General features: G+C 57.8%; 11 protein-coding genes. 3 read left to right on the top strand and 8 right to left on the bottom strand.

All coding sequences use genetic code 11. The annotated features are described in order from the left end of the window. Positions 1-32: 32 nt before the first annotated feature. The 5 genes from ACR0NF_RS09815 to ACR0NF_RS09795 form a co-directional block, all read right to left on the bottom strand. A complete protein-coding gene (locus tag ACR0NF_RS09815; RefSeq protein WP_480471389.1) occupies positions 33-1,109 on the bottom strand; it encodes a branched-chain amino acid ABC transporter permease in 1,077 nt (358 codons plus the stop codon). Between the two features lie 3 nt (positions 1,110-1,112). After that, positions 1,113-1,370, bottom strand: coding sequence for a hypothetical protein (locus ACR0NF_RS09810; RefSeq protein ID WP_480471388.1), 258 nt, complete (start codon positions 1,368-1,370; stop codon positions 1,113-1,115). A 2-nt stretch (positions 1,371-1,372) separates the two neighbouring features. Then, positions 1,373-2,359 carry a branched-chain amino acid ABC transporter permease gene (locus tag ACR0NF_RS09805; RefSeq protein ID WP_480471387.1) on the bottom strand — a complete coding sequence of 329 codons (987 nt, stop codon included), beginning with the start codon at positions 2,357-2,359 and terminating at the stop codon, positions 1,373-1,375. Positions 2,360-2,437: 78 nt separating this feature from the next. Further along, positions 2,438-3,256, bottom strand: coding sequence for an ABC transporter ATP-binding protein (locus ACR0NF_RS09800; protein ID WP_170694891.1), 819 nt, complete (start codon positions 3,254-3,256; stop codon positions 2,438-2,440). Positions 3,257-3,335: 79 nt separating this feature from the next. Then, on the bottom strand, positions 3,336-5,279 hold the full coding sequence (locus ACR0NF_RS09795) for an AMP-binding protein (protein WP_480471939.1): 1,944 nt from the start codon (positions 5,277-5,279) through the stop codon (positions 3,336-3,338). A gap of 442 nt (positions 5,280-5,721) precedes the next feature. On the opposite strand from ACR0NF_RS09795, the gene ACR0NF_RS09790 reads away from it, so the two are divergent. Next, complete coding sequence (locus ACR0NF_RS09790) at positions 5,722-6,390, top strand: class I SAM-dependent methyltransferase (protein ID WP_480660172.1); 669 nt, start codon at positions 5,722-5,724, stop codon at positions 6,388-6,390. Positions 6,391-6,626: 236 nt separating this feature from the next. Next, entirely contained in the window at positions 6,627-7,307 is a 681-nt protein-coding gene (locus tag ACR0NF_RS09785) for a hypothetical protein (RefSeq protein WP_480778173.1), read from the top strand. Positions 7,308-7,442: 135 nt separating this feature from the next. On the opposite strand, the gene mutT is transcribed toward ACR0NF_RS09785, so the two are convergent. From mutT to ACR0NF_RS09770, 3 genes are read right to left on the bottom strand one after another with little or no spacing between them, the layout of a single operon-like run. Next, positions 7,443-7,841: an 8-oxo-dGTP diphosphatase MutT gene (mutT, locus tag ACR0NF_RS09780; RefSeq protein ID WP_170334201.1), complete on the bottom strand. Its 399-nt coding sequence runs from the start codon at positions 7,839-7,841 to the stop codon at positions 7,443-7,445. After that, positions 7,838-9,064 carry a bifunctional glutamate N-acetyltransferase/amino-acid acetyltransferase ArgJ gene (gene argJ, locus ACR0NF_RS09775; protein WP_480778172.1) on the bottom strand — a complete coding sequence of 409 codons (1,227 nt, stop codon included), beginning with the start codon at positions 9,062-9,064 and terminating at the stop codon, positions 7,838-7,840. Before argJ ends, mutT begins: the two co-directional genes overlap by 4 nt. Positions 9,065-9,071: 7 nt before the next feature. Next, the gene (locus tag ACR0NF_RS09770) at positions 9,072-9,920 is read right to left on the bottom strand and encodes a peptidylprolyl isomerase (protein WP_480778171.1); all 849 of its coding nucleotides are present in this window, start codon (positions 9,918-9,920) and stop codon (positions 9,072-9,074) included. Between the two features lie 176 nt (positions 9,921-10,096). On the opposite strand from ACR0NF_RS09770, the gene secA reads away from it, so the two are divergent. Continuing rightward, positions 10,097-12,814: a preprotein translocase subunit SecA gene (gene secA / locus ACR0NF_RS09765; RefSeq protein ID WP_480667745.1), complete on the top strand. Its 2,718-nt coding sequence runs from the start codon at positions 10,097-10,099 to the stop codon at positions 12,812-12,814. Positions 12,815-12,886 lie beyond the last annotated feature (72 nt).

The raw sequence follows: 12,886 nt of genomic DNA, 5'->3' as shown, positions 1-12,886 counted from the left end.
TTTCACACCCGTCTTTTCGTTGGGCAGACCCCTTAGTGCGGGAACGGCCAGAGTCTGAGTTTTTCTTTCGCCACACGCCACAGCTGCGCCAGCCCGTGCGGTTCGAGGATCAGGAACATGATGATCAGCGCGCCCACGATCACGAGGTTGAGATGCGCGACGATATCCGTGGGCCAGCCCAGCAGATCGACGCCGAGCAGCTTCAGTACAACCGGCAGCAGAACCAGAAAGGCTGCCCCGGCGAAGGACCCGAAAATCGAGCCTAGCCCGCCAATAATGACCATGAACAGCACCAGGAATGACTTCTGGATACCGAACACCTCGCCCACTTCGACCGCGCCCAGATAGACCGCAAAGAACAGTGCACCCGAGATACCGACAAAGAACGAACTGACGGCAAAGGCGGTCAGCTTGGCCTTGAGCGGGTTCACCCCGATGATCTCGGCCGCGATGTCCATGTCGCGGATCGCCATCCAGGTCCGGCCCGTGGTACCGCGCGTCAGATTGCGGGCAATGATGGCGCAGACCGTCAGGAAGATCAGGCAGAACAGATAGGTGGCCCAGGCCGGCGCGTTCGGGCCAGTGATGATAATGCCGAACACATCCCGCTCGGGCGCGTTGATCTGACCCGAGGCCGAGTAGTTGTAGAACCACGGCACCCGGTTGAAGAGCCACACAAGGAAGAACTGCGCCGCCAGTGTGGCCACCGCCAGATAGAACCCTTTGATCCGCAGTGACGGCAGGCCGAACAACACGCCAACCAGCGCCGTGACACCTCCGGCAAGGATCACATGGATGAACATGCTGACATCAGGAAAGGCCGTCATCAGCTTGTAGCAGGCATAGGCCCCCACAGCCATGAACCCACCGGTCCCCAGCGAGACCTGCCCGCAATAACCAACCAGAATGTTCAGCCCGATCGCTGCAATGGCGTAGATCAGGAAGGGCAGAAGCAGCGCATTCGCCCAATAGTCGTTGATGATGAACGGAATGATCCCGAACGCCACCGCCAGCACGACATAATACCGATACCGGTCAAACTTGATCGGGAAAGTCTGGCTGTCGGCGATGTAAGAGGTTTTGAAATCCCCGGCCTCACGATAAAACATATCTTACTTTCCCCATTCTTCCTGCGCCCGGTTCCGGGCTGCGGAGTCCAATTGGTTGGTGCCTTTGGCATATCCGGTTGCCTCAGAGGCGCGCACCAGTTTCATGTAAGCCAGAACACCCATGACCAGCCCGGCAAAGGCCAGAATCGCGGCAATCACCAGTTGACCTTCGCTCAGGTCATCGGAGGTCAGAGCGATATATCCGAAGGCCCAGAACCCTGCCCATGCGATCACGTTGATGATGGCGATCAGCTTGGTCATCGCTACACCCTCTCGATGATCTTTTCGCCGAACAGACCCTGCGGCCGGAACACCAGAAAGATCAGCGCCAGAACATAGGCAAACCAGTTCTCGGTCGCGCCACCCAGCGCGGGGCCGAGTGCGAACTCGAACAGCTTCTCGCCCACGCCGATGATCAGCCCACCGACGATGGCGCCGGGGATCGAAGTGAACCCGCCCAGCATCAGTACCGGCAGCGCCTTGAGCGCGATCAGAGACAGCGAGAACTGCACACCTGATTTGGTGCCCCACATGATGCCTGCGACCAGCGCCACAAACCCGGCCACCGACCAGACCATGACCCAGATGAAGTTCAGCGAGATTCCCACCGACAGCGCCGCCTGATGGTCATCCGCCACCGCGCGCATCGCCCGGCCCTGCTTGGTGTACTGGCTGAATGCGACCAGAGCCGCCACTAGAAGTGCAGCGATGATCGTCGCCACGATGTCCAGATTGTCGATAAAGAAGCCGTAATCAAAGATGTTGAAGGTCGTCTCATCGATCCACAGGTTGATGCCTTGCGGCAAGCCTACATCCAGCGTCTTGATCTCGGATCCCCACATCAGGTCAGCCACACCCTCTAGGAAATAGGCCAGACCGATGGTTGCCATGAACAGGATGATCGGTTCCTGCCCGACCAGATGGCGCATCACGAACCGCTGCACCGCCCAGGCCAGCAACACCATTACGGCCATGGTCAAAAGGATCGCCAGCAGCGCAGGCACGTTCCAACCGAAATTATAGACATGCGTGCCGAAGGTCGCATTGATCAGATGCGCAAAGGGCACCTGACCATTCATGATCCCAACCAGCGTCATCGCTGCGAACAGGGCCATAACCCCTTGGGCGTAATTGAAAATGCCGGATGCCTTGTAGATAAGCACAAACCCCAGCGCGACCAGAGCGTAGAGGACCCCGGCCATCAGACCGTTGAGGATGACCTCCATCGCAAATACGAGTTGTTCAGGCATCAGAGGGTCCTCCGATCAAATGTTGTCGGGTACAGGGCAGGAGAAAATTCGGCGAATTTTCTTGGCGCGGCTCGAAGGTCAGTCATGGCTGACCCCCAGATAGGCGTCGATGACCTCTTGGTTGTTGCGCACCTCGTCCGGCGTGCCATCACCAATTTTCTTGCCATAATCCATCACGACCACTCGGTCGCTCAGGTCCATTACAACGCCCATGTCATGTTCGATCAGGGCAATCGTTGTGCCAAACTCATCATTCACGTCGAGGATAAAGCGGCTCATGTCCTCTTTCTCTTCAACGTTCATCCCGGCCATCGGTTCGTCCAGCAACAGTAGCTTGGGCTCTGCCGCCAGCGCACGTGCCAGTTCGACGCGCTTTTTCAAACCATAGGGCAAGCGCGACACAGGTGTCTTGCGGATGTGCTGAATTTCAAGGAAGTCGATGATCTTCTCGACGGCCTCGCGGTTTTCAGTCTCTTCCGCTTCGGCCTTACCCTTCCACCAAGCTTGCTGAAAAATGTTGGTCTTCATGTAACCCAAGCGCCCGGTCATGACGTTGTCCAGAACGCTCATTCCTTCGAACAGAGCGATGTTTTGAAACGTCCGCGCAATCCCTTGCTGCGCCACCTCAAAGGGCCGCATCGGCGGGCGCTTAGACCCGTGGAACCAGACCTCACCTTCCTGCGGGACATAAAACCCCGAGATCACGTTCAGCATCGAGGACTTGCCCGCCCCGTTCGGCCCAATGATCGCGCGGATTTCGCCTTCGCGAATATCGAACGAGATATCCTTGATCGCCACCACACCGCCAAAACGCAGGGTGATGTTCTTCATCTCCATCACCACGCCGCCGATCTTGCGGCCGTCTTCGGTGACATATCCTTCGGAATTATCCAGCATCAGCCTCTCCCAGACTTACGCAAAAACGGGACGGCGGGCGGGGCGATGACCGCAGGTCGAGCGGCGCGCGCCAGGCCCATCATTCCGCCGCCACCTTATGCTGTGCGACCGGCACCACCGGTGCGTCGACAATCTCCAGCGTCGCAGAAATCGAACCCTTGCGACCATCCTCATAGGTCACTTCGGTGGTAGTCGACACACTCTCGGACCCGTCATAAAGCGCTGCGATGATGTCGTGGAACTTCTCCTCGACAAAGCCACGGCGCACCTTGCGGGTCCGGGTCATCTCACCATCATCCGCATCCAGTTCCTTGTGCAGAACCACAAAGCGATGCACCTGACAGCCCGACAGCATCTCATCCGCCGCGACCGACTTGTTCACTTCTTCGACGTGGCTTCGAATCGTCTCTAACACACGGGGATGTCCCGCCAGTTCCTGATAAGAGGCATAGGCCACGTTGTTACGCTCCGCCCAGTTTCCTACCGCCGTCAGGTCAATATTGATGAAAGCCACGCAACGGTCCTTGCCATTGCCGAACAGCACGACCTCAAGAATATCGGGATAGAACTTCAGTTTGTTCTCGACATATTTCGGCGCGAACATCGACCCGTCGGCCATTTTGCCCACGTCCTTTGCGCGGTCGATGATCCGCAAATGGCCCGAGGTTTCCTCGATGAATCCGGCATCCCCGGTGGCCACCCAGCCTTCGGCATCTTTGGTCGAAGCCGTGGAATCCGGGTTGTTGTAATACTCCACAAACACACCCGGCGAGCGATAGTGAATCTCGCCGCTGTCATCGATCTTCAGCTCAACCGCAGGGGCCGGTACGCCAACCGTATCCGCGCGCACCTCGCCATCGGGTTGCTGTGTGATGAACACGGTCGCTTCGGTCTGGCCATAAAGCTGCTTCAGGTTGATCCCCAAAGAACGATAGAAATCAAAGATTTCCGGCCCAATCGCCTCGCCCGCCGTATAACCCACACGGAAACGGCCATAGCCCAACGTATCCTTGAGCGGCCCATAAACCAGCATATTGCCCAGCGCGTATTTCATCTTGTCGCCAAACCCGACGGGCTTCCCGTCCAGCAACTGGCCACCAACCTTCTTGGCGTGCGCCATGAAGTGGTGGAACATGCGCTGCTTCAGCTTGCCTGCATCCTCCATCCGGATCATCACATTGGTCAGCTGGGTTTCGAACACGCGCGGCGGAGCGAAGAAATAGGTCGGCCCGATCTCGCGCAGGTCAGTCATCATCGTGTCGGCGCTTTCTGGGCAGTTCACGCAGAAGCCGCACCAATAGGCCTGACCGATGGAGAAGATGAAGTCGCCCACCCAAGCCATCGGCAGATAGGACAGGATGTCCTCATTCCGGGTCAGGTGGTCGAATTCAGCAGAATTCTTGGCGCTTTCAATGACATTCCGGTTCGACAGCACAACACCCTTGGGCTTGCCCGTTGTTCCGCTGGTATAGAGCATCACGCAGGTATCGTCATAGGTGATCGCTGCGATGCGCTTGTCCAGCTCGGCATCAAACCGCGCGTGACCGGCGTTGCCCTCGGCCATGATGTCCTCGAGCGCGTTCATTTGGGAGTGGTCATACTTCCGCATCCCGCGCTTGTCGGTATAGAGTATGTGTTTGACCTGATGGAGGTTTTCCTGAATCTCGATGACCTTGTCGACCTGCTCCTGATCACCGCAGACGACATATTTCGCGCCACAATGTTCCAGCACATAGGCCATCTCTTCGGCGACCGAGTCCTGATACAGAGGCACCGGAACCGCACCCACCATCTGCGCCGCGACCATCGACCAGTAATGTGCAGGACGGTTGCGGCCTATGACGGCGATATGGTCGCCAGGTTCAACACCGATTTCCAGAAACCCCAACGCAATAGCGCGGATTTCTTTCGCGGCCTCTGCCCAGCTCCAGCATTGCCAGATGCCGAATTCTTTTTCACGGTAGGCCGGGGCATCCCCGAACTGCATGACATTGCGGTGTAACAGCGCCGGAAGAGATTGCATCCCTTCAGCGCCCGACTGCGTCTGAGCCAATCTTTTTCTCCTCCCCACCCGACCCCTCCTCCGGGACGGAAATGGCGGCTCCGGGTCAGGCCCGAACGCCAATGCCCCGATTAGGGACAGGCGGAGGATCAGCGTCAAGTTTTGCCTGATGTTTTCTCAATTCTTACGAATTGTAACAGCGTCAGAGGGGTGATCTTCCGAGTTGTACAAGATGTACAAAATGAAAAACCGGGACAAGTCACGCTGCAACCGACGACAATAGATACAGTTGGACGAAACAGACGGCATACCCAAAGAAAGACTCCAATGCGAGTTGAGTTGGTTTGCAAGCCACAGTGTTTCGCCCCTGGCAATTGCGAATGAAGAAGCAATTGCAGTCGTGCCGGAGCTCTGACAAAACTCTCGCAGTGTCGTTCAACTGCCGCATGAAAGAATACCCTTAATGACCGAAAACTCACTTGGGCTGGTCCCGCCTGAAGATCGACACGCATTCTGGAACAGCTTTTATACCCGCTCAGCAGAGTCGTGGGAGCTGTCGCTGCCGTCACAGTTTGCCGCGTTTGTGGCCAATGAAATTGATCGGAAAGCACACGTCATTGATATCGGGTGCGGAAATGCACGTGATAGTTTTTTCTTTTCACGTCATGGATTTAAAGTAACCGGATTGGATGCATCAGAGGCCGCCGTCGAGTCAGCGCAGAAACACGCAGGATTGCAGGGCGGAGATGGCCTCGAGTTTGTCAGAACCAATCTTAAGGATGGACGGGTTCGACAGGTGCTGTCTGAGCGGCGCGCCGAAACCGTGTGCGTTTACGCGCGTTTCTTTTTGCACGCGATTACAGACGACGAGGAAGATGCGCTGATTGATGCGCTCCATAACGGATGTGAACCCGGAGATATTGTTGCATTCGAATACCGGACATTGGCAGATCGAAACACCGAAAAAGTCGCCGCTCCGCATTTCCGGCGCTACCTGAGCGCGGCTGAACTGGATGAAAAAATGGAACGGTGCCAGTTCATGAAATGCTACGGAATCGAAGGTATCGGTTTTGCCAAATACAAGTCAGAAGACGCAATCGTGGCCCGAGCAATCTATGAAAAACAGCCATGAATGAAGCAAAGGTCCTGAGGCGCGTCGCAGCACTGCGCACCAAAGTGTTTGAGCATGCTTCAACCCGAACCGCACTGCCGCGACCACGCAGAACGCGTCTGGCGTTGGAATCGCTGGCAGATCATGTTCGGAGGTTGGGAAATCCGACACTGCATGACGATTGGGAGGAAACCTATATTCTGTTTTCCTGCCATACGCGGATCAGGCCTGCACGAATACATGGTCGGCTAAAGCAGATGGAAATACGTTATGCAAAAAAGGGTCAGGAGGCCCGATTCACGGCCTTTTTTGCACTTATCAGACAAACTCTGCATCCAGATTTCATCACACCGCATGGCTACAACAGAACATTCGGTGAAATGGCGGATAATGACATATTCTCGAAACTCGACGCTGAGCTGGCACCCGTAGTTCAGCTGGGAAAACCGATAATACTCTATGCCGGGGCATTGTTGGGGCATATCCGGGAAGGCCGGCTGATCGCGCATGACGATGATGTCGATTTTGCCGTGCATCTAGGCGAGTGCACGCTTGAAGGCGTTTCTGAAAAATGGTCGCAATACCAAAAGGTCTTGTTGGATAGCGGCTGTCTGGACATCTCTTCTTCAGCTGGGAACTCTATCATATTCAAGGTGAAGAACAGCTTGGGTATCGATATCGACCTGTTTCCGGCATGGACAGAAAACGGACGCTTCAGCGTCTATCCCTACGCGCTCAACGACCTGCCGGAGAGTGCGATATTCCCGCTAAAGCCATTGAATGAAGGGGTTATCATGCTGCCCCAAGACGCACCCGCCTTACTGGCACAAAGCTATGGTGAAAACTGGCGCGTGCCCGATCCTCTTTTTCATTTCGACTGGCCTGCCGCACGCCGTAGATTTGCGCCCCTGTTGCAGCGGGATGTCGACCCCGGGTGACGAGACCACTTGTCAGCGTCGTCCTACGATTGCCTTTCGCATGGAACCATAACGGCCAAGACGCAAGCGGCGCTGGCTTCGCAATTTGATACGCAGACGCCGTGCTTAATCCTGATCTGGCAGGAAGGTGAGGCCTTACAACCAATCCCGCAAAATCGGAATCAGCGGCACGTCCGCCGCTGGCATTGGATAGTTCCGCAGATCATTTGCACGCACCCATTTCAGCGCCTGACCTTCTTTAGACTGCGGGATGCCCTCCCATTTGCGACAGGCGAACAGCGGCATCAGCAGGTGGAAATCGTCATAGCTGTGGCTGGCGAAGGTCAGGGGGGCGAGGCAGGAGGCCCAGGTGTCGATGCCCAGTTCCTCGTGCAATTCGCGGATCAGGGCGGCCTCGGGGGTTTCGCCGGGTTCGATCTTACCGCCGGGGAACTCCCAGAGACCGGCCATGGATTTACCCTCGGGGCGTTGGGCCAGCAGAACGCGGCCCTCGATGTCGATCAGGGCGACCGCGGACACCAATACTGTCTTCACGAGCGATAATCCGCGTTGATCTCGATATATCCGTGGGTCAGGTCGCAGGTCCAGACTGTGGATTTGCCCTCGCCAAGTCCCAGATCGACGGCGATCACAAGGTCCTGGCCCTTCATATAAGCGGCGGCGGCGTCTTCGCTGTAGTCGGGGCTAACCCAACCTTTTTCGGCGACGAGGATATCTCCGAAGGAAATGCTCAGATGGTCGCGATCGGCGGCGGCGCCGGATTTGCCGATGGCCATGACGATGCGGCCCCAGTTGGGGTCTTCGCCCGCGACGGCGGTTTTGACGAGCGGCGAGTTGGCGATGGCCAGTCCGTGGGTTTTGGCGTCAGCATCCGTTTCCGCTCCGGTCACACGAATTTCTACGAATTTCGTGGCCCCTTCACCGTCGCGCACCACCTGCTGCGCTAGGTCCAGCATCACCGTTTCCAGAGCGTCCGCAAAGGCGGTATTACCGGTTGTATCGACGCCCGACGCTCCGGTCGCGCATAGAAGCAGGCTGTCTGAGGTCGAGGTATCGCTGTCGACAGTGATGCAGTTGAAGGTGCGGTCGGTCTGCGCACCCAGCATCACTTGCAGGGCGGATTGGTCGACCTGAGCATCTGTGAAGATATAGACCAGCATCGTCGCCATATCGGGCGCGATCATGCCGGAGCCCTTCGCAATCCCCGCAATAGAGACTGTTTTGCCGTCAATCTCGACCTGAGCGGAGGCCCCTTTGGGGAAGGTATCGGTGGTCATGATCGCCTGTGCCGCGTCCTTGATCGCGTGGCGGCTGAGGCCTGCTTTCAGCGTCTCAAGCTGTGCGACGATGCGGTCATGGGGCAACGGTTCGCCGATCACTCCGGTGGAGGAGGTAAAGACCCGCTCTACCGCGACACCCGTGGCTTTGGCGACCGCTTCGGTCACCTCGGCTACCGAGGTCTGGCCGTAGTGGCCGGTAAAGGCGTTGGCATTGCCTGAGTTCACCAGGATCGCCGCTGGCCCGTCAGACGGGCCGCCGATCTTGTTCTGACAATCCAGAACCGGCGCTGCGCGGGTGGCTGAGCGGGTGAAAACCCCGGCCACCGAGGTGCCCGGATCGAGCACCGCCAGCATCACATCGGTACGGCCCTGATAGCGCACGCCTGCCTCAACGGTGGCAAAACGCACACCGTCGATGGCGGGCAGTTCGGGAAAGCCCGCCGGAGCCAGCGGAGAGACCTTGGTAATCGTCGCCACGGGAAGCTTACTCCTGAACCAGTTCGAGCTGACGCACGACCTCGGGGCCGGCACCGTCGAGCGCGGGGCGTTCGATCTGAGCGCTCTGGGTCAGCTCGTCGATCTTGGCCTGAATCGCCTCTTGCCGGATGGTCTGGGCCAGATCGCCGCGCACCGCGTCAAGCGTGGGGGCCTCCGATTTGCGCTTGTCGTTCAATGCAACCACGTGCCAGCCGAACTGCGTCTGTACCGGGTCCGAGATCTGACCTTTTTCCAGAGCAACAACAGCGTTTTCGAATTCCGGCACCATCTGGCCTTTGCCAAACCATCCCAGCGAACCGCCATTGGGGCCCGAAGGACCCGTGGATTTCTCTTTCGCCAGTTCGGCGAAATCGGCCCCGTCATCGAGTTGCGTCTTGATCCCGTTCGCCTCTTCCTCGGTCTCGACAAGGATGTGGCTGGCGTTGAACTCATCTTCGCCTTTGAACTCGGCGAATTGCGCGTCATAGGCAGACTGGATCGCTTCGTCTGTCACTTCGGCGGCGGTGATCGCCTCGACCGTCTGCACCGCGCGCAGCGAACGGGTTTCGTTTTCCAGCCGCAAGGCGTTCAGGGTGTTCAGTTCGCCTTGCTGCTGGCTCAGCAAGTGCTGCTGGATCAGTTGTTCAAGGATGAAGTCATACAGAACGTCGTCTTCCAGCTGCTGATACTGCGCGGGCAGAGCCGATGCGGTAGCGATGACGTGACCCAATGTGATTTCGTCGTCATTGACGCGTGCTACAACAGTTGACGCATCCGGTGCGGTTTGGGCGGCCAGCGGCAGAGCCATCACGGTAGCAAGCGCCAGCGATGGCAGAAAAGTGAGGCCTTTGGGCATGGAATCATCCTATTTCTTTGCCGCGACAGGGCGCAGCGTTGACACTTCAGAACCTGCCGCTTACATCGCTTTGAAGCCTTGGACAGGGCCGCCTTTCACCCCCCGTATCTATGGGTTGCGCGCAAGGTGGGCAAGCCTGTCGCAACCACGATAAGAACAGATCCGCTGGAGTGAACATGCTGGGACTCGGAACGCTCGCCAAAAAGGTGTTCGGAACACCGAACGACCGCAAGATCAAGGCGACCCGCCCCCTGATCGAAAAGATCAACGCGCTGGAACCCGAGTTTGAGAAACTGTCCGATGAAGGCCTGATCGAAAAGACCGCCGAGCTGCGCCAACGCGCGCTGGATGGAGAGAATCTGGACGCCCTTTTGCCCGAGGCTTTTGCCAACGTGCGCGAAGGGGCCAAGCGGGCATTGGGTCTGCGGGCGTTTGACGTGCAGCTGATGGGCGGTGCCTTCCTGCATCAGGGCAATATCTCGGAGATGAAAACAGGTGAGGGCAAGACACTGGTCGCCACCTTCCCCGCTTATCTGAATGCGCTGACCGGCAAGGGCGTGCATGTGGTCACGGTGAACGAATACCTGGCCAAGCGTGACTCGGAATGGATGGGCAAGGTGTTCGCCGCCGTGGGCATGACCACCGGCGTGATCTGGTCGGGCCAGCCCGATGCCGAGAAGATGGCCGCGTATAAATGCGACATCACCTATGCCACCAATAACGAGCTGGGCTTCGACTATCTGCGCGACAACATGAAGGCGGATCTGGAGCAGGTCTATCAGAAGCACCACAATTTCGCGATTGTCGACGAGGTGGATTCGATCCTGATTGATGAGGCACGTACGCCACTGATCATCTCGGGCCCGTCGCAGGACCGCTCGGATCTGTACACCGCCATAGATGCGCTGATCCCGTCGCTGAGCGACGATCATTTCACGCTGGACGAGAAGTCCCGCAACGTGACTTTCACCGATGAGGGCAACGAGTTTCTTGAGCAGCAGCTGATCGCTGCGAGTCTGATCCCCGAGGGGCATTCGCTGTACGATCCGGAAAGCACGACCGTGGTGCACCACGTCAATCAGGGCCTGCGCGCCCATAAGCTGTTCCAGCGCGACAAGGATTACATTGTTCGTGATGGCAACGTGGTGCTGATCGATGAATTCACCGGCCGCATGATGCCGGGCCGCCGCCTGTCCGAAGGTCTGCACCAGGCCATCGAGGCCAAGGAAGGCGTGCAAATCCAGCCCGAGAACGTGACGCTGGCCAGCGTGACCTTCCAGAACTATTTCCGCCTGTATGACAAGCTGGGCGGCATGACCGGTACGGCCCTGACCGAAGCCGAGGAATTTGCCGAAATCTATGGTCTGGGTGTGGTCGAAGTGCCGACCAACAAACCCATTGCGCGTCTTGACGAAGACGATCAGGTCTATCGCACCGCCGGTGAGAAATACGGCGCGATGATTGAGGAAACCAAGAAGGCTCAGGAAACGGGCCAGCCGGTCTTGCTGGGTACAACGTCTATCGAAAAATCCGAAGTGCTGAGCCAGATGCTGCAGAAGGAAGGCATCGCGCACAACGTTCTGAACGCCCGCCAGCACGAGCAGGAAGCGCAGATCGTGGCCGATGCGGGCAGATTGGGCGCAGTGACCATCGCCACCAACATGGCCGGTCGCGGCACTGACATTCAGCTCGGCGGCAATGTCGAGATGAAGGTGCTGCAGGCGCTGGCCGAGAACCCCGAGGCCGACCCGGCCCAGCTGCGCGCAGCCGAAGAGGCCCGCCACGCGGAAGAAAAGGAAAAGGTTCTGACAGCCGGTGGTCTCTATGTGATGGCGTCCGAGCGTCACGAAAGCCGCCGCATCGACAACCAGTTGCGGGGTCGTTCGGGCCGTCAGGGTGACCCGGGCCGCACCGTGTTCTACCTGAGCCTCGAAGATGACCTGATGCGCATCTTCGGCTCGGAACGGTTGGATAAGGTTCTGACCACGCTGGGCATGAAAGAAGGCGAGGCGATCATTCACCCCTGGGTGAACAAATCGCTGGAACGGGCGCAGTCCAAGGTCGAAGGCCGTAACTTCGACATGCGCAAAAACGTTTTGAAATTTGATGATGTGATGAACGACCAGCGGAAGGTGGTGTTCAGCCAGCGCCGCGAGATCATGTCCTCGGATGACCTGTCGGAAATCGTCTCGGACATGCGCGAACAGGTGATCGACGATCTGATCGACGAATACATGCCACCGAAATCCTACGCCGATCAATGGGACACGGACGGGCTGCATGAGGCGATCAAGGACAAGCTGACCATTGACGCGCCGGTTCAGGACTGGGCCGCCGAGGAAGGCGTGGATGATGAACAGGTGCGCGAGCGTCTGATCAACGCCGCCGATGAGATGATGGCGCAGAAGGCGGCTGCTTTTGGCCCCGAGAACATGCGCAACATCGAGAAGCAGGTTCTGCTGCAGACCATCGACGGAAAATGGCGCGAGCACCTGCTGACGCTGGAACATCTGCGCTCGGTCGTTGGCTTCCGGGGTTACGCCCAGCGCGATCCGCTGAACGAATACAAGAACGAAAGCTTCCAGCTGTTCGAAGGTATGCTCGACAGCCTGCGTGAGACGGTGACACAGCAATTGTCGCGCGTCCGCCCACTGACCGAAGAAGAGCAGAAAGAGATGCTGGCGCAGATGCAGGCACAGCAAGCGCAGGCACAACAGGCAGTGGATCAGGCGGCAGATCAGGCCGAAGCGGTTGCCGAAGCCGAAGCTTCGGGCGATGCACGACCGGGGTTTGTCGAAGATGATCCTTCAACCTGGGGTAACCCCTCGCGCAATGACAGATGCCCCTGTGGATCGGGCAAGAAATTCAAGCATTGTCATGGTAGGCTGACCTAAGGTCACCTTCTATCCGACACAATGAGTCCGCCTCGCGGCCACATATTGGCCGTGATTGAGGGTCAAATTGCG

It is taken from the genome of Ruegeria sp. CF4, from assembly GCF_056537345.1.
This window is presented reverse-complemented; position numbering and strand designations above follow the sequence as displayed.